Source organism: Aeromonas sp. 30P (assembly GCF_051919805.1).
Classification (GTDB): domain Bacteria; phylum Pseudomonadota; class Gammaproteobacteria; order Enterobacterales; family Aeromonadaceae; genus Aeromonas; species Aeromonas veronii.
In genome coordinates this window covers 1197148-1219893 of record NZ_JBQBEA010000001.1, presented here as the reverse complement: position 1 = coordinate 1219893, position 22746 = coordinate 1197148, and the positions used below count along the sequence as shown (strand labels likewise).

Annotated in this window: 19 protein-coding genes and 2 pseudogenes; 12 read left to right on the top strand and 9 right to left on the bottom strand. The window is 58.8% G+C overall.

The annotated features are described in order from the left end of the window. Positions 1-13: 13 nt before the first annotated feature. The gene (locus ACTG2B_RS05810) at positions 14-364 is read left to right on the top strand and encodes a TusE/DsrC/DsvC family sulfur relay protein (RefSeq protein ID WP_019446869.1); all 351 of its coding nucleotides are present in this window, start codon (positions 14-16) and stop codon (positions 362-364) included. Positions 365-477: 113 nt separating this feature from the next. Here the strand turns inward: ACTG2B_RS05810 and ACTG2B_RS05805 are convergent, their stop codons facing one another. Together ACTG2B_RS05805 and ACTG2B_RS05800 are read right to left on the bottom strand one after the other, a co-directional pair. Next, positions 478-1392, bottom strand: coding sequence for a Gfo/Idh/MocA family protein (locus ACTG2B_RS05805; RefSeq protein WP_439995337.1), 915 nt, complete (start codon positions 1390-1392; stop codon positions 478-480). Between the two features lie 128 nt (positions 1393-1520). Beyond that, positions 1521-2402, bottom strand: coding sequence for a LysR family transcriptional regulator (locus tag ACTG2B_RS05800; RefSeq protein ID WP_439995336.1), 882 nt, complete (start codon positions 2400-2402; stop codon positions 1521-1523). Positions 2403-2507: 105 nt separating this feature from the next. Here ACTG2B_RS05800 and ACTG2B_RS05795 point away from each other — a divergent pair, with 105 nt between their 5' ends. Further along, complete coding sequence (locus ACTG2B_RS05795) at positions 2508-3116, top strand: short chain dehydrogenase (protein ID WP_033113045.1); 609 nt, start codon at positions 2508-2510, stop codon at positions 3114-3116. A 423-nt stretch (positions 3117-3539) separates the two neighbouring features. Next, complete coding sequence (locus ACTG2B_RS05790) at positions 3540-4118, top strand: hypothetical protein (RefSeq protein WP_439995335.1); 579 nt, start codon at positions 3540-3542, stop codon at positions 4116-4118. A 178-nt stretch (positions 4119-4296) separates the two neighbouring features. On the opposite strand, the gene ACTG2B_RS05785 is transcribed toward ACTG2B_RS05790, so the two are convergent. Then, complete coding sequence (locus ACTG2B_RS05785) at positions 4297-5478, bottom strand: M28 family metallopeptidase (RefSeq protein WP_439995334.1); 1182 nt, start codon at positions 5476-5478, stop codon at positions 4297-4299. A 333-nt stretch (positions 5479-5811) separates the two neighbouring features. On the opposite strand from ACTG2B_RS05785, the gene ACTG2B_RS05780 reads away from it, so the two are divergent. Continuing rightward, positions 5812-6345, top strand: a complete 534-nt coding sequence (locus ACTG2B_RS05780; RefSeq protein WP_439995333.1) for a DinB family protein — start codon at positions 5812-5814, stop codon at positions 6343-6345. Next, entirely contained in the window at positions 6342-6776 is a 435-nt protein-coding gene (locus ACTG2B_RS05775; protein WP_335838571.1) for a hypothetical protein, read from the top strand. The genes ACTG2B_RS05780 and ACTG2B_RS05775 overlap by 4 nt, the downstream gene beginning before the upstream one ends. 54 nt (positions 6777-6830) lie before the next feature. On the opposite strand, the gene ACTG2B_RS05770 is transcribed toward ACTG2B_RS05775, so the two are convergent. Together ACTG2B_RS05770 and ACTG2B_RS05765 are read right to left on the bottom strand one after the other, a co-directional pair. Continuing rightward, positions 6831-7313, bottom strand: a complete 483-nt coding sequence (locus tag ACTG2B_RS05770) for a hypothetical protein (protein ID WP_439995332.1) — start codon at positions 7311-7313, stop codon at positions 6831-6833. Further along, entirely contained in the window at positions 7310-7651 is a 342-nt protein-coding gene (locus ACTG2B_RS05765; RefSeq protein ID WP_439995331.1) for a DUF805 domain-containing protein, read from the bottom strand. The genes ACTG2B_RS05770 and ACTG2B_RS05765 overlap by 4 nt, the downstream gene beginning before the upstream one ends. Positions 7652-7842: 191 nt before the next feature. Here ACTG2B_RS05765 and ACTG2B_RS05760 point away from each other — a divergent pair, with 191 nt between their 5' ends. Continuing rightward, complete coding sequence (locus tag ACTG2B_RS05760; protein WP_439995330.1) at positions 7843-8883, top strand: helix-turn-helix transcriptional regulator; 1041 nt, start codon at positions 7843-7845, stop codon at positions 8881-8883. Between the two features lies 1 nt (position 8884). Here ACTG2B_RS05760 and ACTG2B_RS05755 read toward each other — a convergent pair whose 3' ends face one another. Next, positions 8885-9112: a hypothetical protein gene (locus ACTG2B_RS05755; RefSeq protein WP_421269694.1), complete on the bottom strand. Its 228-nt coding sequence runs from the start codon at positions 9110-9112 to the stop codon at positions 8885-8887. A gap of 221 nt (positions 9113-9333) precedes the next feature. Between ACTG2B_RS05755 and ACTG2B_RS05750 the strand changes: the two genes are divergently transcribed. The 4 genes from ACTG2B_RS05750 to ACTG2B_RS05735 all read left to right on the top strand — a co-directional run bounded on the left by ACTG2B_RS05750 (position 9334) and on the right by ACTG2B_RS05735 (position 13183). Beyond that, on the top strand, positions 9334-10833 hold the full coding sequence (locus ACTG2B_RS05750) for a histidine-type phosphatase (protein ID WP_421311401.1): 1500 nt from the start codon (positions 9334-9336) through the stop codon (positions 10831-10833). A 17-nt stretch (positions 10834-10850) separates the two neighbouring features. Continuing rightward, positions 10851-10973 carry a hypothetical protein gene (locus tag ACTG2B_RS05745; protein WP_265177368.1) on the top strand — a complete coding sequence of 41 codons (123 nt, stop codon included), beginning with the start codon at positions 10851-10853 and terminating at the stop codon, positions 10971-10973. Positions 10974-11213: 240 nt separating this feature from the next. Beyond that, positions 11214-12518, top strand: coding sequence for an SMODS domain-containing nucleotidyltransferase (locus tag ACTG2B_RS05740; protein ID WP_439995329.1), 1305 nt, complete (start codon positions 11214-11216; stop codon positions 12516-12518). Positions 12519-12526: 8 nt separating this feature from the next. After that, a complete protein-coding gene (locus ACTG2B_RS05735) occupies positions 12527-13183 on the top strand; it encodes an SLATT domain-containing protein (RefSeq protein ID WP_439995328.1) in 657 nt (218 codons plus the stop codon). Positions 13184-13320: 137 nt separating this feature from the next. Here ACTG2B_RS05735 and ACTG2B_RS05730 read toward each other — a convergent pair whose 3' ends face one another. From ACTG2B_RS05730 to ACTG2B_RS05720, 3 genes are all read right to left on the bottom strand, one after another. Then, complete coding sequence (locus ACTG2B_RS05730; RefSeq protein ID WP_439995327.1) at positions 13321-15684, bottom strand: YgiQ family radical SAM protein; 2364 nt, start codon at positions 15682-15684, stop codon at positions 13321-13323. A 175-nt stretch (positions 15685-15859) separates the two neighbouring features. Then, complete coding sequence (locus tag ACTG2B_RS05725) at positions 15860-18976, bottom strand: efflux RND transporter permease subunit (RefSeq protein ID WP_439995326.1); 3117 nt, start codon at positions 18974-18976, stop codon at positions 15860-15862. After that, the gene (locus ACTG2B_RS05720) at positions 18976-20025 is read right to left on the bottom strand and encodes an efflux RND transporter periplasmic adaptor subunit (RefSeq protein ID WP_005338352.1); all 1050 of its coding nucleotides are present in this window, start codon (positions 20023-20025) and stop codon (positions 18976-18978) included. The genes ACTG2B_RS05725 and ACTG2B_RS05720 overlap by 1 nt, the downstream gene beginning before the upstream one ends. A gap of 197 nt (positions 20026-20222) precedes the next feature. Between ACTG2B_RS05720 and ACTG2B_RS05715 the strand changes: the two are divergent. Both ACTG2B_RS05715 and ACTG2B_RS05710 read left to right on the top strand, forming a co-directional pair. Continuing rightward, positions 20223-21760 (top strand): annotated as a pseudogene (locus ACTG2B_RS05715) (sensor domain-containing diguanylate cyclase). A gap of 46 nt (positions 21761-21806) precedes the next feature. Further along, positions 21807-22681: pseudogene (locus tag ACTG2B_RS05710) on the top strand (patatin-like phospholipase family protein). The last annotated feature ends 65 nt before the right edge of the window (positions 22682-22746 follow it).

The window sequence follows — 22746 nt, the reverse complement described above, 5'->3', positions numbered from 1 at the left end:
GCGAGGAGCCCCCATGTCTGCGTCCGAAAAACATCAGCTGGAATTCAACGGCCAACTCATCGAGACCGATGCCAAGGGCTACCTGCTCAACAGCAACGACTGGAGCGAGGAGCTGGCGCTGGTGCTGGCTGCGCAGGAGGGGATCACGCTTGAGGAGCCGCACTGGGAAGTGGTGCGCTTTGTGCGCGCCTTCTATCTGGAGTTCAACACCTCCCCCGCCATCCGCGCGCTGGTCAAGGCGATGGAGAAGCAGTACGGCCCCGAGAAGGGCAATAGCCGCTATCTCTACAAGCTGTTCCCGGAAGGGCCCGCCAAGCAGGCGACCAAGATTGGCGGCCTGCCCAAACCGGTGAAGTGCATCTGATCCCATGCATCTCATCCCATAACAACGGGGGGCCGCAACTGCGGCCCCCCGTTGTGTTTGGTGCACTATCTTCGCGCACCTCGCATTCATATCCCTCAGGCTTCCAGCCAGCCTTATTCCCGCTGGTCAGCCAGCGCCACCAGCTGCTCCGCCAGCCGGTGGCCGTGCAGGTAGGAGGCGATCAGCTCGCTGTCCGCCTTGCCCGATTCAATCTGCTGATACCAGTGCTCCAGCATGGCGGCAAAGCCGCGCTGGGCCAGCACCGGCTGCCAGTCGTTGGGAGCCAGCATCTCGGCCTGCTTGTCGCGGGCGATGATGCCGCGAGTGCAGTTCTCAATGTGCAGGGAGAGATTGTCGCCGTAGGCATCGATGCGCTCCTCGGTGATCCCGGCGCTGCGGTTCATGCTACCGCTGATGGCGCGATCCCCGCTCTGCCAGCTGACGCTGACCCCGGCCAACAGGCTGCAGTCCTTCGTATCCGGTCGCAATACCGCATGAAAGTCGCCGCCCGGCACGCCGCCATAGAAGCAAAGGCTGTCGAGCACATGGATAAAGTCATCGAACATAAAATCCCGCGCCTTGCCCGGCAGGGCGAAGCGGTGTTTCTGCCAGTTGAGCTCGGTGAGCGGCTGGGCCCGCGCCTCGGCCATGGCGGGCAGATAGCGGCGGTTAAAACCGGTAAAGAGGGTGCAATCTTGCGCGATGGCGAGGTTGGCCAGTCCCTCGGCCTCGGCCAGATTGTCGCACAGGGGCTTGTCGACAAAGGTGGGGATCCCTGCGCGCAGGCACTGCTCGGCCAGCTCGCGATGAACGGCGGTGGCGGCATGGATCATCACGGCGTCGGGGCGGCTGGCCAGCATGGCCGCCACATCGGTAAAACACTCGGCGATCCGATACTGGCGGGCCAGCTTTTCCAGCACTGCCGGATTGCGGGTACAGAGCAGCGGGGTAACCCGCTCATCGCTCGCCAGCAGCGGCAGATAGGCTTTTTGGGCGATATCCCCCAGACCAATCATGGCAATGCGCATCTCAACTCCTTTTCACTCGATAACGGGACAAGCGGATAACTGCCCGCACCATCGCAGGATTTGTCCCGCAGATCCAGCCTGCCGTTAGCGCACTGGCTGGCGTGTGCAGCTCTCGGCAAACGGCGGCGTTATCCGGGCATGGCAAGATCGCAGACCGACTTGATCACTTCGGCCAGCCACTCGATGGCGAGATTGCCCTGGCTTTTGCGGTGTCTGCCGACCACCACCTCGAACGGCTGCGGCGCCCCGGCCAGCTCCAGCACACGAAAATCGCCGAGGGCGGCGATGGCCGACGGAATGCAGGCTGCCACGTCATTGACCGACATAAAGGCTTGCAGCGAGGTGTAACAGGGGAGCGTTGCCACCGCTGCGCTGGCAACCTGCTGCGGGCTCATCTGCCCTTCGAAATTGCCGACGCTGTTGGCGAACTGCACAAAGGGGATGGCCGCCAGATCCTGCGGGGCGTTGTCCGGAAGATATAGGGAGTCGCGGCGCAGCACGCAGCAGTAGTGATCCCGACGCAGGGTGGCGCGCAGCAACCCCGGGTCGAGATAGGCATCAAAGCCAATCACCAGATCGACCTCGCCGCTGGCCAGCGCCTCTAGATGCTGCTCGGCCTGAAAGTCCACCACATCGAGCCGGATGGAGGGTGCCTGAGTGCGCAGAGCGCTCGCCAACCTTGGGATAATGGCGAGCTGGGCATATTCGTTGGCCATCACCCTGAAGGTGCGCTGGCTGCTGGCGGGGTCGAAGGGGGCAGCTACAAAGACCCCGTCGATATCGGCCAGGATCTGCTCAAACTTGGCGGCCAGCTCGCAGGCGTAATCGGTCGGCTGCAACCCGGCGCTCTGGCGGATAAACAGCTCGGCGGGAAAGAGATCGCGCAGCTTTTTCAGATGGCTGCTCACCCCCTGTTGGGAGATCTCCAGCAGCTCGGCCACCCGCGACACACTCTTGTATCTCACCAGCAGCACCAGCACCCGCATCTGCCTGATATCGATCTTCTCCACCCTCACCTCACCAATTTAAGTTGTATCACATACAAACCACCCATGATTTACATTGTATCAGTGGCTATCTAACCTTGCAGCTCTTCCAGCAAAGCGAGGTTAACGATAAAAACTGTCATTCTGATTGGTGCTCAGGGGAAAATGGGGCAAGCCGCCCTCAGTGGTCTGGGCAAGCACAAGGTCATTACCGCCAGCCGCTCCGGCGAGGGGTGTGATTTTCAGGTGGATATCACCAGCCGAGAGTCCATCGAGCGGCTCTACCAAAACGTGGGCTCCTTCGATGCGGTGGTCAATACCGCCGGCTATTGCGAATACGCCCCCTTTGGCGAGATGAGCGACGAGCAGTGGCAAACCACCATCCAGAGCAAGCTGATGGGGCAGATAAATCTGGTCAATATCGGCCTCAACTACATCAATCAGGGGGGCTCCTTCACCCTGATCTCCGGCATTCTCAATATCAAGCCGATCCCGCTGGCCATTGCAGATGCCACCACCAGCGGCGCCATCGATACCTTTGTCCAGTGCGTGGCCCACGAGCTGCCCCGCGGCATCCGCATCAATGTGGTCAACCCGACAGTACTGGAAGAGGCGTGGGACGTATATGGCGAGATGATGCCGGGCTTCCAGCCGGTGCCGGGCGCCCTGGTCGGCAAGGCGTTTGAGCGCTCCGTCGATGGCTTTATTAGCGGCCAGGTGCTCTATGTCGATGCCTGATCCGGTTCAGGTGTGACCCCAATGCCTTTGTAATTCCTTGTCGATGTTTTTCCTCTTCCCCGAAAGCGCCCTGCTCTCGGGGCTTTTTGCATAGAGGAACCGGAGTAGCGACAAAATATGATTTCATTTCGACGGCAGCACACAGATTTATGTCATCCGGGTCACTGTCCGAGTGGCCTCGTTTGGCTTACTATGGCGCTCTTCTCCCTGTTGCCGAGCAAAGGGACTATTTCAGGCTATTTGCCGGAATGAATTACCGCTGACCAACGCCCTATTTGGCCGCAGCTTATTGGCGCGGCCACTATTGCCTGTGCGCTATCGGCACTTATAAAACGCGTTATTTATGGATGTATAACGATGAAATCATCAATTGCACTCAAAGCCTTGTCGCCCTATATATTCGCAATATTGTCAGTTGGACTGATGTCCAACGGATATCATGCGCTGCCGATTTATTGCGGCCTGGCCATTGTCGTCTATCCGGTGCTGGTTGCCATGCTGGCTGACGAGTGGGAAAAACAGGGGCTGGTCTATCGCGAATCAACCCAGGTCGAGGTTGATGTCAATGTGCGCGGGATCCTTATCAAAGAGCAGAGACGACATCTGGAGAACCTCTACTTTGTCTCGCCGGACGTGATGCAGACCAAACTCACCAGCCTCGCCCGTATCAAACTGCTGCTCTGCGGCGCCATGTTTGCCGTGTCGTTCTATGAACTCGCTCTGCAAGCCGAGGCACAATTTGCCCTGCCCGCCGTCAATCAGATCGATATCAATCTGCTGGATATATGTGGCCTGATGATCGGCCTTGGTGGGGTACTGTTTCTCGGCCACTGTGCGAGAAAAAGCCTCTCCCTCTACGGAACCTGTCGCCATAAAAACTATCTGGTGCAGAGTCATAACGAACCCGGCGTCCAGCTCTATAGCGCAGCCATTTCTACCAAGGCGGCAAACCTGCAAGTGACCCATACCCGCATGTTCGATGCCATATTGGCGTGGTATTGAGCAAGCTTTACCTGAAATAACGACGACTGGGGATAACAACCTTGCGGGTTTTTTCCTCATCCCCCAAAGCGCCCTGCTCTCGGGGCTTTTTGTATGGCGGGGCAAAGCCGCACAGCAGAGACAAAAAAGGAAGGAAGCCGAGACTTCCTTCCTTTTGGCTTGCGCTGCGGCCTGTGACTCAGTTTATCTTGCCCATTTCGACGGCAAAGCTGGTCGCCAGCTGGGCAAACTTGAGAGCATGGCCAGCCGAGGGATCCGAGTTTTGCAACGTATCCTGCGCCGTGTGGATCCTGGGGTTGTATTCGCTAAAGCGTGACTCGAACGGCATGGCGGCGGGGTAGCCCTGATTGTGCCAGGAGGCGTGATCCGAGCAACCATAGCCACAGCTGTCATAGCCATAGCTGACTTGCGGCAGGTAGGCATCGATCAGCTGGGCGAGGTAGCCGGTCAGCCCCTTGTCGGTGTAGTCGGTCATAAAGACGATGTCGTTCGCCGAGCCCTTGTAGTTGGTCATGTCCAGCTGGAGCGCAGCCAATACCTTGGTGTTGGCCGCCTTGTAGCGGCTGGCGATATCCTTGGAGCCCCGCAAACCCACCTCCTCTGCCGCATAGCCGATAAATTGCAGGGTACGCTCCGGCTGGCGGCCCTGTTCGGCGATAACCCGCAGCACCTCGGTCAGGGTGGCGATGCCGGAGGCATCATCATCGGCGCCGGGGGCCAGCGTCTTGCTGTTGGGGGCCGAGCCTGCGGTGGAGTCGAGATGGCCACCGAGCACCACCACTTCGTCCGGATAGCGGCTTCCCTTGAGGGTCAGCACCACCGATTGTTGCGGGTAGCCGCTATGTTTGACCCGGCTGACGCTGGCCCATGGCAGGGTACTGCCGAGGCTCTGCCACTGGCTGGCCACCCAGTCGGCGGATTGCGTGCCGGTGGGGGTGGTGTAGTAGCGGTTGCGCCAGCCGGACAGCTTGCTGATGGTGCTGGCGATATTGCCTTGATCCAGATGGGGCAGCAGCCGGTTGACACTGGCCCCCTGGGTCAACGGCGGTGCGCTGAACAGGTTTTGGCTGAGGGGCTGGGCCATGCTCTGCAGCGCATCGGCCAGGGTCGTGTGAACCACATAGCCACCGCAACGCTGGTGCCCTTCGTGCATCAGATGCGAGAGGTAGCCAAGCTCGCTTGCCTCAATCTGGGCCAGCTGGATAGGCGCCCCGCTGGCACTGAACAGGGGGGAGAGCTTGGCATTGACCTGCTTGAGTTCAACCCCGCTATCGGCCCCAATCGTGATCCACACGGGTGCCCCCGCCTGAACGGCAAGGGGAATCAGGGGGAGCAAGAGGGCTGCAGTCATCGCTTTCATGTCGGATCCTTCCGATTATGGTTAACAGTAAACAGGCTTGATGGGCCTCATAGGAATACCAACCTAGTCTAGGCACCCACTGCTGTCAAAAAGGTGGATGCCCCGGAAAAGGGCGCTTATTAGCAGCCAAGTGCTCTATGTCGATGCCTGATCTTTTTCAGGCCTGACCCAATGCCTTTGTAATTCCTTGTCGATGTTTTTCCTCTTCCCCGACAGTGCCAGCTTTCGGTTTTTTTGTATGACGGGGGCCAAAGCTGCAACAGAATGGGTTTCGTATTGAGCCCATTTTGGCTAACATGCCGCACTTCACGAAGCGACAAGGGCAAGGACGCGATGAGTAACAAGACACTGCAATCCCTCTTTCACTACAAACGCTGGGCCGATGGCGAACTGCTGGATGCGATCGCCACACTCGATGCGCAGCAATATGGCGAGGCACACCACACCTGCCTCAGGATCTTCAACCATATCCATGTGGTCGATACCATCTTCCAGGCCAATCTGCTGGGGGAAAGCCACGACTTTACCGCCACCAATACCCCGGAGACACCGACCCTCACCGCCCTGCACAGCGCAGTCACCGAGCTGGATAACTGGCTGGTGGATTACGTCGCGGCGCTGAGCCCGCAAGAGGGGGCAACCCCGCTCTCGTTTCGCTTTGTCGATGGTGACAAGGGGCAGATGAGCCGCGATGAAATGCTGTTCCATCTGGTGACTCATGGCGGGTATCACAGAGGAGCCATCGGGCGGATTCTGGTGCAGTGTGGCATCACGCCGCCGCGCGATACCCTGACCACCTTTTTGCATCGCAGCGAGCCCGGGCGGCGGGGTGATGCGCCTCTGGCAGAGGGCGGGGCCCGCCCATGATACGCGCCTGTCTGCGGCTCACACCGCTGCTGCTGATTTGGCTGCTAAGCGGCTGCGCCGCCGCCATCGATCACTACGCGGGGCGCTTTCGCAACACCCTGGTATCGGGGGAAACCCGCGCGACCATTCGCGCCGAGCTGGGCGAGCCCCAGCGTTGCCAGCAGGCCGCCTTTCTGACCGAGGATAAGGTGCAGGGCTGCGATCGTTTTACCGTGCTCGGCAAGATCCACAAGCGCGCTGACGGCAATGGCCAGGCCACGGCAAGCGCCGTGACCATGGGGCTGGGGGAGCTGATCCTAATACCGATGACGGTGGCCGGCGTGGCGGCGGATTACACCGAGCACCACACCATTACCGTCTATTACGATCGGGATGATCACTATCTCTTCCACACCCTGCTCAATGCCAAAGGGCAGGAGGTGTGGCAGTAAGCGCACCGGCCAGCGGCTCTTTCCTGGCCGGCGCGTCCTCCCGACGAGGGGGCCTTATTGACAGCGCAGTGCCGGTTTGTCTTCCAGCAACCAGGCTATCCAGCGCCGCCGCGAGTTCAGCACAAACCCTTCGTCGGCCGCGATCCCGCTGACGATATGGCCGTCGGCCGCCGGGTCAGCGGCCTCGCGGGAGAAGGTGAAGTCGCGGCTGTTCACCCGCTCCCCCTTGCTAAGCGCCGCATCGAGCCTCGGCGTCATGACGACGATAGCCAGCCCCGCGGCGGAGTCGATGCCAAGGCCGCTGCTCGCCACTTTGCCGACCGCCACCGGCACCCGGATGGCACAGTGGCGCCCCTCGGCATCCGTGGTGGTATAGGTTCCCTCCCCCACCCGCCCTTGCATCCACAGCAGTTCTCCACGGGTCAGGCTGTCGACCTGCAGCAGGCCCAGCGCCCCCTTGGGAAAATCGTGGGGATTGTTGACGGCGGCCACCGCCAGCGAGCAGCACAACATAAACAGCCAGAGTGCCTGTCTCATGCCGATGCCTCCTTGCCAACATGAGTTGCCCCGCTTTGCTGCGCCAGGAAATAAATGAGCAGCAGGGGTCCCACGGCCGGCACCAGAAAGACCCAGCCCCACCAACCGGAGCGGCTGGTGTCGTGCAAGCGACGCACGATAAGCGTAATCAGGGGCACACTGCTCACTAGGCCGTAGCTCAGATCCAGCCAGCCCAGGTTGGCAAGCAGCACGTCCAGCCAGATGCAGATCAGGGTGACCAGCAGGTGGCACAACATGAACCACCCACACTCGGCCCGGGTGGCGCGACCCGAAAAATCCAGGGTGCGTTGCCACGCCAGCCAATAGAAAGAGAACATGGATACCTGCCTTTTATGGTGATTGGGAGCCCTTATCATGGGGAGCAAAGCGCCCCAAAGCGTCCTCAAACCGGTTTCAGGTCGTCCTCGAAACGCGCCTGCGCCATCATGGGCTTCATTCACCTGACCCGAGCCGTTATGCTGGCATGCCGCGGCTGGTCAACGGCCTCTCTTTGCACACGGGATACATGATGCTGGCCATACCCATACCCTTTATTGTTTCCTTGCTGCTGGCACTGCTGGCTGCCGTGCTGCTAGCGCGCCTCGGGCGGGCGGCCAGAATGACCGCCCTCTTTTTGCTGCTGTGCGCCATCACCACAGGCATGGTGGGGCTGCGCTGGACCTTCGATCTGGCGCAGCTCACTCTCGTGCAGCCGATCCTCGCCTCGCTTATTCCGGTGGCCGCCTGGCACATCTTCAGCCGGACCAAGGCGCCTAGCGCCCGCTTCTCCTGGCTGCACGGCGTCGGCCCCGCGCTGGTTGCCTTCGGCATGCTGACCCACAACTGGTTGCCACTGCCACTGGATGGCCTGCTGACCGCCATCTATCTCTGCTACGGCATCGCGCTGGTGCGCTTCTCCGATAAGACACAGCAGCTGCTCTATGTCTCGTTCAATGAGTGGGAGGGGGTCAGGCGGGCAGAACATATCGCGGGCTGGATGCTGCTGTTCTCGGCGGCCATCGACGCCGCCATCTCCCTCGACTTCGCCTTCAACCAAGGCCAGCTGGCGCCCTATATCCTGTCGCTGGGTCACCTGATGCTGGTGCCCATGCTGGCGGCAGCCGTGGTGATGGTGGGGGTCAATACCGCTGATGCAGAAGAGGAGGAGATATCCACCTCCGTTCCCGAGCCTACTGAGAAAGCGCCGCTGCTGAGCGAAGATCGCGCCCGAGAGATAGTGGCTCTGCTCGATAACCTGATGAAGGAGAAAGCCTGCTACCTGGATCCTGAGCTGACCTTGGCCCGCCTCTCACGCAAACTGGGCATTCCCGCAAAGCAGATCTCCAGTGCCGTCAATCTGGTGCGCCAGCAGAGCATCCCCAGGGTCATCAACGAATATCGGATTGCCCATGCCAGGCAGGCCCTGCTGAACACGGATGAGAGCATCACCCAGATCTTGATGAACGCCGGTTTTCAGACCAAATCCAATTTCAATCGCGAATTTCAGCGCATCACCGGCCTGACTCCCAGCCAGTTCAGAGCAACCCGCGACCTGTCGGCCGCCTCCTGAGTTAGTCGCCTGCTCTCGTTTGCTCCCGGCAATCCAGCCACTTGCCCACTCTGGCCCCCAGCTCGGCGCAGATCAGCGCTGTCACGGCGGCCCAGAGCATCTGGTTGCCATCAAAACCCGCCTGCTTTTCAAACAGAAAGGGCACCAGCAGATTGAAGCCTATGATCCCGAGCAGCAGCCCAAGGCCACTGCCCACCTTCTCCCTGCGGGATCGCGTTTTTATTGCCATCTGATTGCTCCTGCCAAACACGTCATGAACGGGCTCCAAGCCCATCTATCGGGCAGGCCAAAATAACAGAAGCGCTCGCTGATGGGCATGCTCGCCACGTCTGTCCCCTTGCTTACTGCTTTATCAGAAGTCATCAGCCTGTCATCTGGCTGACATCCCGCGGTCATATTCAAGCCATAGAGTTTTTCACTTATTTTTCATATGGATAGATAAGGAACATCATGACTTTCCCGCGCTCTTCTTATGTGGCTTTGGCCGTCTCGCTGGTCTTGCTTGGCGGCTGCCAGTCAGAGAACGAATCGTCTGCCGACAGCCAGGGCAAAACCGCCTATCAATACAGCACCAAAGCGGTCTACAGCCCGCAGCAGCAGGCGGAGAGTTACGAGCCAGCGCCTCAGGGGTTCAGCCCGGTCTTTACCGAGATGGTGGCGCGCCACGGCTCGCGCTCCCTCTCCAGCCCGAAATATGACGTGCTGACCAAGCTGGTATGGGAAGAGGCGCAGCGTCAGGGGGCGCTCACCACTCTCGGGCAGGGGCTGGGAGGCAAGGTCGATCTGGTGACGGCCGCCAACCAGAAACTGGGTTATGGCCTGCTCTCGGCGCTGGGCAAGGAGGAGCACGCCAATCTCGCCACCCGGCTGGCGGCGCGGCTGCCGACCCTGCTCAACAGCAGCGAGCCCCACTGCATCAAGGTGGTCACCTCGGGCAAGGACAGGGCCAACGAAAGCGCCTTCTACTTTATGGAGAGCCTCAAGCGCGACGTGAGCTATGTCAGCGACTCGGCGCAGTGCTACCTCACGCAGGATGACCCCTCGAAGATCGACAAAAAGCTGGTCAACAAGTTCGAGCTCTACTTCCACAAGACCACGCCCGAGGGGGATTACGCCCGCTACCTGCCCGCCTATGAGAGCTACCAGCGCTTTATCGGCGACGAAGATGCCGGAATCGCCCCGGCCCCCGAGCTGGCCAGGGCGCTGGATCAGCTTAAAAACCTGAGCAAGACCAAAGAGATGGCCCGCAGCATGCTGGAGCGTATCTACAGCAAGGGCTTTGTCGACTATCTGGCGGGCGGCGTCGAGTTTGTCGCAGTCAACCCGGAGGATGGCGGCATGACCTATGTGCGCGACGAAGTGGATGCCGCCCTGATGCTCTACAACCTCTTTATCATCGGCCCCGGCATGATCCGCGAAGCGCAGGCACAGGGCAGCGAACCCTGGGCGCTGGAGCAGTTCCTCACCCCGGAGGAGTCTGCCTGGTTCTCCTACCTCTCCGATGCGGAAGATTTCTACGAGAAGGGGCCGAGCTTTGCCAACCAGAGCGCCCCCTACGCCATTGCCCAGCCGCTGCTCGACGGCCTGTTTGGCGAGGTGCAGCGTCAGGTGGTGGAGGGCGAGCAGAGCCGACGGGCCACCCTGCGCTTTGCCCACGCCGAAGCCATTATCCCCCTCGCCGCCCTGATGAAGCTGGAAGGGAGCCGTCAGGGGGCCAGCCCGGATCAGCTGTTCAGCCAGCAGAACAACGAGTGGCGCGGCGGCTGGGTCTCCCCCTATACCGCCAATATTCAGTGGGATATCTACCAGAACGGGCAGCGGCAGGTGCTGGTCAAGATGCTCTACAACGAAAAGGAGATCGCCTTTAAAACGGGCTGTCAGCCCTACCAAAGCGGTAGCCACTACTACGACTTCGAAGAGCTCAAGCGCTGCTACGGCTATAACGGCTAACCCTTCGGGCGCCGGATATGGCAATAACAAGGGGCGACCAGCAGGTCGCCCCAATCCACTCCCCTTCCCTGCTTGCCAAAGCGGGATATGGCTACAAAGCCGCCTTCCAGTTCCATTTGCTGATCAAGCGCAAAAAATGATTAATTTCTGATATTTAAGTCACTTAATGGCTCGCCCAGGCAGTTTCGTTTGACTTACCATGGCCAGCCAGAACCTGTTGAACTGCGATGGGTTACTGCCAACGTGGGTCAAGGGAGCATATTGGAAGCTGTAATCCACGGGCGGTAGCGTGGGATTTGGTGGTGATACGCCTCACACAGAAAGGCGGGTGTCCCTGATTTCTCCAGATTTATCTAAAAATTAACCAGCAAGGAGTTTTTATGTCTGTGTCGGACATGTTTAAAGAGTTTCTCGACAACATTAAAGTTGAAAGATCTACTCAGTTTTCTCAGCGATATGGTGAAATTACAAAAAGCCTAAACATGAAGTTTAGGAATACTGACTCAACCACAGCAAATTCTTTACAGGTTGGCTCTTATGGTCGATATACTGGCATTAAGGGTATTTCTGATCTCGATATGATCTACATCATGCCATCATCTAAATGGGATGATTACAAAGATAATAAGCAATCTAAGCTCCTCACTGATGTAAAAGATGCAATTAAAGCAAGATATCCGACGACAGATGTAAAAGTTGATCGCTTAGTTGTTACGGTGAAATACCAAAATTTTCACGTGGAAGTTCAACCAGTTTTCAACTATTACAACGATAATGATGATGAGTCAGGATATTTTAAATACCCTGATACAAAAAATGGGGGGAGCTGGAAAACTACAAAACCACGGCAAGAAATGAAGGCTATAAAGGTCCTTAACGAAGAAAAGAATAAAAACCTTCGACTGCTATGTAAAATGGCAAGGTCATGGAAAAATAAAAGTGGCGTAGCAATAGGGGGGTTGCTAATAGACACTCTCGCCTACAATTTTATGAAAACAACTAGTTTATATGATGACAAGAGCTATCTTTATTTTGACTGGCTTAGTCGAGATTTTTTTAAATATCTATCAGAACAGGATAAACAGGATTATTACCGAGCGCCTGGAAGCAACCAAAATGTAAACGTTAAAAAAGATTTCAGAAAAAAAGCCAAAGAAGCATATGAACTTTCCATAGAGGCTATCGAAGCTGAAGGCACGGAGAAAGCAAACGAAAGATGGCGATCTATTTATGGTAGAAGTTTCCCCGTCAGTAAAATCATTTCCGAATCTTTCCAGAAATCAATTACAACATGGAGAGACACAGAACAGTTTATCGATGACAAATATCCTATTGATATTCAGTTTAATATGACGCTTGACTGCGAAGTTAATCAGAATGGTTATCGCCCAAATTCATTATTCCAGATGCTGTTGAATAACATACCACTTCGTCCTGATAAAAAGCTACTTTTCAGAGTAGAGAAATGCGATGTGCCGGGCGACTACACATTAATGTGGAAAGTATTAAATCGCGGCCCTGAGGCAGAAAAAAGAGATGATATCAGAGGCCAAATTGTGATTGACAATGGATATAAGCAGAGAAATGAAAGAACCTCATTTAGAGGTGAACATTATGTCGAATGCTATGCAATAAAAAATGATGTTGTTGTAGCTAGAGCTTCTATCGATGTTCCAATTCAGTAGGTAATAATATGAAAAAATCAGACCTATTAAAAAGTATTGCGGAAAAAGGCTATGACGTTGGCTTTGGTGCAAAAAAACATTTTGCAACGTATGATATTATTGAAAAGACACCTGGGTTTATCAGTTTCATATCAATGGCTATTGGTATTTATGCATTATGTGTTGACAGTCTCTCAACAAAAATTGTTTCCGCTACGTTTATTGTGTTGGGAATTGTAGGGCTTTACATAAGCATGAACATTCATAGAAAAAATGAATATGAAAAAGCTGGGTCAGCCCTAACCAGGTACTTTAATGAAATTAAATCCCTTTATATTGAAGTGAAAGGGCTTGAGGATGAGGAAAATCTTGATGAATATCATGAACGGTTAAAGATAATCGAGGATAAATTCTATTCAGAATCAATCACAAAACAAATAATGTTCAGTAACTGGTATGCTCATTATAAATTTTTCTGGGAGCATCAAATAAATTGGATTGATGAACAACTTCATTTCAAATTATTAAGGGACAAAATCCCACTATCCTTATCAATAACCTTTGTCACTTTTCTTATTGTTTTTTTAGTTTCTATTAACGCCCCTTTAGACTTTATTTGTGGCACATCCATTTTGCAAACTGATGGAGCACCGTTAGTAACGGTTCAAGAAATGGGTAAAAAATGAAACGCTAGACTATTACTTTTAATAATATGTACAGCTCTAGTTATCATTTGATACAGCTCTCAGAAGATTAATGAGCAATAAAAAAGGCGACCATCTGGTCGCCTTTTTATTTTCTATCGCTTTCCAATCAGCAAATATTACCGCGCCGGTCGCTTGGCACCATTGCCTTTAGCCGCAGGCTTGCCGCCCTGAGTGGTGGGTTTGGCCCCCGGCTTGGCAGAGCCGGCGCGGGTTGGTGCCTTGCCCTTATGGGCGGGTTTGCCGGCAGGTTTGCTTTTACCCGCATTCTGGCCAGCATTCTTGCCTTCGCCCTGTGCGGCCGGTTTGCCGTTAGCCGCGCCTTTGTGCAGCTGGGAACCCACCGGCTTGCCGCCCGTCGGCTTGTTGCCTGTGCCATTACCGCGCTGATGGGCAATGTTACTGTGGCGAGTCAGGGCCGGTTTCAACCCCTTGCCAGTGGCGGCACGCTCGTTGCGCCCTTCCGCTGGCACCAGACAACCCGGGCCGTTGCCAATCAGGTGGCCCTTACCCATGGCGAGCAGGGCTTCGCGGATCATCGGCCAGCCAGCGGGGTCGTGGTAGCGCAGCAGCGCCTTGTGCAGACGGCGACGACGCTCGCCCTTGGCGACAAACACATCGCCCCCCTCGCGGCTCACCTTGTTTAACGGGTTTTTCTCCGTGTAATACATGGTGGTGGCGTTGGCGAGCGGCGACGGGTAGAAGTTCTGCACCTGATCGAGCTTGAAGCGATTCTCTTTGACCCAGAGCGCCAGATTGATCATGTCTTCATCGGTAGTGCCCGGGTGGGCGGAGATGAAGTAGGGGATCAGGTACTGCTGCTTGCCCGCCTCTTTGGAGTATTTGTCGAACAGCTCCTTGAACTGGTAGTAGCTGCCCATGCCCGGCTTCATCATCTTGGAGAGCGGGCCCTCCTCGGTGTGTTCCGGCGCGATCTTGAGGTAGCCGCCGACGTGGTACTTGGCCAGCTCCTTGATATAGCGGGGATCTTCCACCGCGATGTCGTAACGCACGCCGGAGGCGATGAGGATCTTCTTGATCCCCTTGAGGTCGCGCGCCTTGCGATAGAGGTTGATGGTCGGGCTGTGGTCGGTGTCCATGTGCGGGCAGATGGTGGGCCAGACACAGGAGGCGCGACGGCAGGTCTGCTCGGCCTTGGGGCTCTTGCAGCGCAGCTTGTACATGTTGGCGGTGGGGCCGCCGAGATCCGAGATGACGCCGGTAAAGCCCGGCACCTTGTCGCGGATATCTTCGATTTCCTTGAGGATCGACTCTTCCGAGCGGCTCTGGATGATGCGCCCTTCGTGCTCGGTGATGGAGCAGAAGGAGCAGCCGCCAAAGCAGCCGCGCATGATGTTGACCGAGGTCTTGATCATCTCAAACGCCGGGATCTTCTCGTTGCCATAGGCCGGGTGCGGCACCCGCTGGTAGGGCAGGCCGAATACGCCGTCCATCTCATCGGTTTCCAGCGGGAAGGCGGGCGGGTTGACCCAGACGATACGATCGCCGTGAGCCTGCGACAGGGCGCGGGCGCAGCCTGGGTTGGTCTCGTGGTGCAGAATGCGCGAGGCGTGGGCGTAGAGCACCTTGTCCTCTTTCACCCGCTCGAACGCCGGCAGCTTCACATAGGTTTTTTCCCACGGCTTGGGTTTGGCCGGCTGCACCAGCACGGGCTGTGCTTCCTGCGCGGCAGGTGCCGATTCGGTGGCATCGTCCGAGCATGGGGCCCCTTCCATATAGGGGTTCATGATGGGATCGATGCGGCCAATCTGGTCGAGCTTGCTCGAATCCACCCCTTTCCAGCCCGGCAGCGGCTCCTTGCGAATGACGGCGGTGCCGCGAATATCCTGCATGGTGTCGATGGTCTCCCCCGCCGCGATGCGGTGAGCCACTTCCACCAGCGGCCGCTCGGCGTTGCCGTAGATCAGGATATCGGCCTTGGCATCGAGCAGGATGGAGCGGCGGATGGTCTCTGACCAGTAGTCATAGTGGGCGATACGGCGTAAGGAAGCCTCGATGCCGCCGATGACCACCGGCACCTCCTTGAAGGCTTCTTTACAGCGCTGGGTATAGACCAGAGTGGCGCGATCCGGCCGCTTGCCGCCCACATCCCCCGGGGTGTAGGCGTCGTCGTGGCGCAGCTTTTTATCGGAGGTGTAGCGGTTGATCATGGAGTCCATGTTGCCCGCGGTCACCCCGAAGAAGAGGTTCGGTTTGCCCAGACGCATAAAGTCATCCTTCGATGACCAGTCCGGCTGGGCGATGATGCCGACCCGAAAGCCCTGCGCTTCGAGCATCCGGCCGATGACCGCCATGCCAAAGCTCGGGTGATCCACGTAGGCATCCCCCGTCACCAGAATGACGTCGCAGCTGTCCCAACCGAGCTTGTCCATCTCTTTGCGGGACATGGGCAGGAAGGGCGCCGTGCCGTAGCATTCGGCCCAATAGCGGGGATAGGAGAAAAGGTTGGGTACCGGCTGCATTTTGAACACCTGGAAAAATTCGGGTCGCGCATTATACCGGTTGCGGCCAAGGGGAGCGATGGCTTTTTGTCCCTATAGATCCCGCGGAATAGGCCGCCACCCGCAATAGCAAGGGCGCCCGCAGGCGCCCTTGTGATGATGGAGGCTGATTTACTGGCCTCCGTCAGGATTGAGGTCAGAGCGCCGGAGGGTGCGACTCCCCTGCCCCCTTGGCGGCCAGCGCTTCGTCTACCTGCTGATCCCGCGCACCTGTCATGCCGGCGTGGCGGGCGATCAGATGGTAGATGGCAGGCACCACCAGCAGGGTGACCAGGGTGGCCAGCGACAACCCGAAGAAGACCACAGTCCCCACCGCCATCCGGCTCTCGTAGCCCGCCCCCATGGAGAGCATCAGCGGCACCGCGCCGATAATGGCGGTCAGCGAGGTCATCAGGATCGGGCGCAAGCGGCGCACCGAGCCTGCGATGATCGCCTCCTCGAACCCTTCCCCGCGCTGGCGCAACTGGTTGATGAACTCGACGATGAGGATGCCGTTCTTGGTCACCATGCCGATCAGCATGATCATGCCGATCTGACTGTAGATGCTCATCTCCTGCCCCGTCAGCCAGAGGCCAAGCAGGCCGCCGAAGATGCCGAGCGGCACCGTCACCATCACCACCGCCGGGGTCAGGGTGCTCTCGAACTGGGCCACCAGCACCAGATAGACCACCAGCAGGGCGAGGCCAAAGACCAACACCATCTCCCCCTGATTGTCGCGGTAATCTTTGGAATCACCGGCGTAATCCACCGTCATGCCGGTGGGCAGGTTGGCGTTGGCCCAGCCATCGAGGAAATCGAGGGCCTCACCCAGGGTGTGGTCGGGGTGCACATCGGCGGTCAGGGTGATCGCCTTTTGCCGCTGGTAGTGGTTGAGGCGGTTGGCGGTCGCCACCTGCTTGACGGTGGCCAGGGTCGAGAGACTGACCATCTCGCCATTAGCGGCTTTTAGATAGATACGGCCGAGATCCGAGATGCCGTTGAACTCGGTCTGGTTGGCGCGCAGGTAGACGTCATACTCCTCGCCCCTGTCCACATAGGTGGTCTTGCTCGCCCCGCCCAACAGGGTCTGCAAGCTGTTGGCCACGGTGGAGACCGGAATGCCGAGCTGGCTGGCGCTGTCGCGATTGATGGTCACCTGCAGCTCCGGGGTCTTCTCGGCGTAGTCGAGATCCGGGCTCAGCATCAGGCCGCTGGCCTGCGCCGCCTGTTGCAGCGCCAACCCTTGCTGGTAGAGCTCGGCATAGTCGTTACCCTGCAGCACGAACTGCACCGGTGCGGTGGAGCCACCGCGGAATCCGGGTTGGAAGGTGCGGATCATCACATCGGGAATGCCGGAGAGCTTGGCACCCAGCGAGCGGGAGAACTCGGTGGCGGTGACGTCGCGCTCAGCCCAGTCGGTGAGCTGGATGATCACCATACCGGTCTGATCGCCGCCACGGCCAAAGGCGGGGGTACTGAAGCTCAGCGCCTGCACCACCCCTTTGCCCAGCATCGGCATGATGGCGGACTCCACCTGCTGCATGTTGCGCTTCATCCGCTCGATGCTGGTCCCCTCTGCCCCCTTGACGAAGACATAGATGACGCCGCGATCCTCGGTCGGGGTGAGGCTGGTCGGCAGTTGGGTAAAGAGGGCGCCGATACCGCCCAGACAGAGCAGCAGCACCAGCGGCATCCAGCGGGAGCGACGCAGCACCCATGCCAGCAGGTGGCGATAGTGCCCCTCCAGCCAGCCCAGCCCGCGATCGAGCCCGGCGGTGAGCCGGTTCGGTTTATCCAGCGGGCGCATCAACCAGGAGCCCATGGCCGGGGTTAGGGTCAGCGCCACCAGCGAGGAGCAGAGCACCGCAAGCGAAAGCAATATCGCAAACTCGGTAAAGAGCCGCCCCACCATGCCATCCATAAAGGCGATGGGGACAAACACCATCACCAGCACGGCGGTGGTGGCGATGACCGCAAAGCCCACCTCGCGGGTGCCGTGCCAGGCGGCCAGCAGGGGCGGTTCACCCCGCTGCAGATGGTGGTGGATGTTCTCCACCACCACGATAGCGTCATCCACCACCAGGCCGATGGCGAGAATAAGGGCCAGCAGGGTGATGAGGTTGATGGAAAAGCCGAAATACCAGGCGCCGATAAAGGCGGAGATGAGCGACACGGGCACCGTGATGGCCGGAATGAGCGTGGTGCGCCCCTGCCCGAGGAACAGATAGAGCACCGCCACCACCAGCACGGCGCAGATGGCCAGGGTCTCGTACACCTCGTCGATGGCCTGCTTGATAAAGATGGTGGAATCGTAATCCACCTCCAGTTTGGCCCCCTCCGGCAGGAAGCGCTGCATCTCGCCGAGTTTCTTCTCGATCCCCTGCGCCACTGCCAGCGGGTTGGCGGTGGACTGGGCGACGATGCCGATACCCAGACTCTCTTTGCCGTTGCGCTGATAGGCGCTGTCTTCGTTCTTGGCTCCCACCTCCACGTCGGCGATATCGGCCAGATAGACGCTCTGGCCGTTGGCGGCAGTGGTGACTTGCAGTTGCTGGAAATCTTCCGCTGTGTGGTAGAGACGGGCGATCTGCACCGCCATGGTCATGGAGTTGTTGCGGATCTCGCCCCCCGGCAGCTCGATGTTCTCGCGCTTGAGGGCCTCTTCCACATCGCTCACCGTGATGCCACGGGCCGCCATGTCGGCCGGGCGCAGCCGTACATACATCACCTGGGTGAGATCGCCGGAGAGCGCCACTTCGCTCACGCCGTCCACCAGACTCAGGGGGTCGACCAGCACGCGGTTGGCGTAGTCGGTCATGGCGGTGCGATCCATCTGGCTGCTGCTGAAGTTGAGCCAGATCGCCACATCGCCGTTGCCGCTGTCCTTGGTCACCAGCGGCTCGTCCACATCATCGGGCAGCCGGGGCCGCGCGCGGGAGAGGGCATCGCGCACATCGGAGATCCCCTCCACCATGTTCCAGCCGAGCTTGAACTCGACAGTGATCATCGAGCGCCCCTTGCGGGTCATGGAGTTGATGTTCTTGATGCCGCTGATACCGGAGAGCTGATCCTCGATGGGCTTGGTGACCTGACTCTCCATCACCGCGGGAGCCGCCCCCTCATAGGTGGTGGTGATGGAGACCGACGGGATCTGCACATCGGGCATCTCCCGCACCGTCAATTTGCTGAAGGCGACCAGACCAAACACGGTCAGCAGGGCGCTGAGCACCACCGCCACCAGCGGGCGGCGAACTGAGATATCGGAGAGCCACATCAGCCGTTCACCTCGGCCAGATCACGCACCTGCACGCCATCACGCAGATTGACCAGCCCCTCGACCACGATGCGGTCGCCGACCTTCAGCCCCTCGGTGACCCAGACGGTCTCCCCTTCGGTCTCGCCGAGCACCACAGGCACCCGCTTGACCCGGCCATCGGCCTCGAGACGGTAAACAAAGCGCTGCTCACCGGCGTACTCCACCGACTGGGCGGGGATCAGGGTAAGCTGCTGGGCAGGCAGTGCCAGCTCCACATTGAGCAGCATGCCCGGGCGCAACTGACCGTTGCCATTGGGGATCATCACCCGCGCCTTGATGTTCTGGGTATCGTTGGAAATGCGGCTGTCGAGGGTGGTCAGGGTGCCGTTGAATTGCTGATCCGGCCAGGCGGTACTGGTGGCGGTGACCGCCATGCCCGGTCGCAGCAGGGAGAGGTAACGCTCCGGCACCGCCAGATCGAGGCGCAGTTTGTCGAGCTCGTCCAGATGCAGCAGGGTGTCGCCACTGTTGACCAACGCCCCTTCGCTGAGATCAATCAGGCTCACGGTGCCGGCAAAGGGCGCCTGCAGGGTACGCAGGGAGAGCTCGTAGCGGGCGGCATCGAGGCGTGCCTGCACCTGGGCCACGGTGGCCTCCTGCCCCTCCAGCTCGGATTGGGTCACGGCGCCACGGGCCACCAGCTTGCGCATATCACTCAGCTTGCGGTTCTCGTCGCGCAGACTGGCGCTCTGCTCGGCCAGCTCCGCCTGCTGCTTGCCCGCATCGAGCGCGATAAGGGTCTCCCCCTTCGCCACACTCTGGCCAGATTGCACCGCAATTTTGACGATGCGACCGGTCACTTCGGGGCTGATGATGACGGAACGATTGGCTGCCAGCTTGCCCACCAGCTTGAGGGTCGGCTCGGCCAGACTCTGTTTGACGGTTTGAGTGCGGATATTGACCTGTCTGGTCGGTGCTTTGGCGGCGGGTTCGCTGTGACGCAGCGCCCAGACGCCGGCAACCACGATTAGAAGAAGGCCCAAGCCGAGCCAGATACGCATTTTCATCGAACAGTCCATGAAGAGTGAGAGGGTAAATCCAGATTGGGGCCATTTTAGCCCCAGACTATGCCGTGACTATGTATAAATGTGACAAAACGTAACAAGAGCGGGATAAGCTCACTCTGTTTCAGGTCGCGCCGTTTGTTTTCACGCCACATCGCATACACTAACGACAATTTCCTTCGCAACCCGACTGACTGCCTATGCCCAAAATGTCTGACCACCGCTTTCTCACACGCCTGACCTGGCTCCTGTTCGCCGTGGTCATCCTGCTGATTGGTCTGACCTTGCGGCAAAGCCTGAAAAGATAGAACGCCTCTACCAGAGCGATACCCTCAACAGCGCCATCTACCTGCGGGATCGGTTCAAACAGACCGAAGTGTTTCTGGAGGCGATGCGCGGGCAGGCCGAAGAGCGACTGCGCAGCGACCCCCAGTCGGTGCTCACCCGCCAGCTCTATCGCCATATCGAGGCGCTGCCAGAGGGGCTGGCCCTCGACAAACTCCCCGGTGATTTGCCAGCCGGACTGGCGGGCAACCTCACCGGTGACGGCCCGCTGCCGCCCCCCGGCAGTGCGCGGGAGGCGCAACTTCATTTGGCCCTGAGCCTCTCCCCCTTGTTGTCCACCGCCAGCCAGCGCCTGGGCAGCGAGATCGCCTGGGCCTACTTCACCGGCGTGGACAACTTTATCTACCTCTATCCCTGGATCCCCTCCAGCCAGTTTCGTTTTGTCCGCAGCATCTATGACAAGCACTACTGGCAGGATGCGCTGATGTCACCCAACCCCAGCCGGGACACCATTCTCTCCCGCCCTTACGAAGATTTTGCCGGACTGGGCACCATGGTCACCATGTCCCAGCCTCTCTACAAGGACGGCTCGCTGGTAGGGATGATCAGCATGGATATCCTGCTCTCACGCTTGCAATCTCAGCTCAATCAGCTTACGCCGGCGCTGGGTGAGTATCTGCTGCTCAATCAGTACCATCAGGTGCTGGCCAGCAGCGCACACCAGCCCGTGGTGCCGCAAGACCCCGAGCCGACCGACGAATACCAGTGGCAACAAGGGGCATTGCAGCTGACCATGGCAATTCCCGATACCCCGCTGCGGCTGGTGCACAACGTCACCCTGCTGCCGCTGGTGTGGGCCATGCTCTGCCAGTCCACGCCGACCCTGCTCGCCATTCTCTTTATGCTGCTGGCCGCCCTCTCCAACCTGAGATCCCATCGCCTCAACCAGCGGCTCAATTACCTCTCATGCCACGATGCCCTCACCGGTGCCTTCAACCGCCACTATCTGGTGCTGCTGGAGCAGGCGGGCGATCTGTCCCGGTTGCAAGCGGGGATCCTGATGTTCGATGCGGATCACTTCAAACGGGTCAATGACAACTTCGGCCATGCCGTCGGCGATATCGTGCTGATCCGGCTGGTGCAGATCTGCCAGCAGCAGCTTAGACCCACTGATCGCCTGATCCGCTGGGGGGGCGAAGAGTTTCTGCTGCTGATTGGCCGCGCTGATGCAACGCAGCTCGGCGAGCTGGCGGAGCGGCTGAGAAAGGCGGTGGCGGATCATGACTGGGCCGCCATCGAGCCCGGGCTGGAGGTCACCATCAGCCTCGGCTATCTGCACCACCAGGAGAACCTTCCCCTGCACGAAGCGGTGCGCCGCGCCGATGTGGCGCTCTATCAGGCCAAGGCCAACGGTCGCAACCGCAGCGAAAGATGGCAGGGTGACGCCTCCTGACTCTCGGAGTAAGCTGACCCCTCAACCCCTTTTTTGGAGGACTGTCGTGCCACGTAAACCCCGCGTAGGGCTCGCTCTCGGGAGCGGCGCCGCCAGAGGATGGGCCCATATCGGCGTCATCCGCGCCCTTGAACGTCTCGGCATCAAACCGGATTTGATCGCTGGCTGCTCCATCGGCAGCTTTGTCGGTGCCGCCTATGCCGCCGGAGAACTGGATCGGCTGGAAACCTGGGTGCGCGGCTTTACCCGCCTGCAGGTGGTCAGCCTGCTCGACCCGGCCCTCTCCGGCGGTCTGTTTCGCGGCGAAAAGGTATTTGGCCTTGCCGCCAGCCATCTGGGGGATCCCGATCTCGAGAATCTGCCCATCCCCTTCGCCTGCATCGCCACCGAGCTCGATACCGGCCGCGAGATCTGGCTGCAACAGGGCCCGCTGCGCCAGTCGGTGCGCGCCTCCTGCGGCATGCCGGGGATCCTCACCCCGACCCGGATCAACGACCGCTGGCTGGTCGATGGCGCAGTAGTCAATCCGGTGCCCATCTCGCTGGCCCGCGCCATGGGGGCCAGGTGGTGATTGCGGTCAACCTCAACACCGATATGCACCAACCCTGGACCGATGAGCCAGATCAACCCGGCAGCGGCGGCCTGCTCAGCCAGTGGCTCAATCGCGGTGAGTCTGCGCCAGCCACCCCGGGTCTGTGGAGCGTGATGAGTGGCTCCATCAACATCATGCAGGAGCGGATCACCCGCGCCCGGATGGCCGGTGACCCGCCAGAGATCCAGCTCTGCCCGCGCCTTGGCAGCTTCTCCATCATGGATTTTCATCGCGCCAGCGATGCCATCAACGAGGGGGAAGCCTGTGTAGAGCGCAATCTCGATCAGCTCAAGGATGAACTGGGCCGCCTCGGGTTGCTGGGCAGTTAGTTGTCGACATGCTGTGGTTTAAAAATGAAAAAAAAGCGCCATTCGGCGCTTTTTTTTCAACTTAC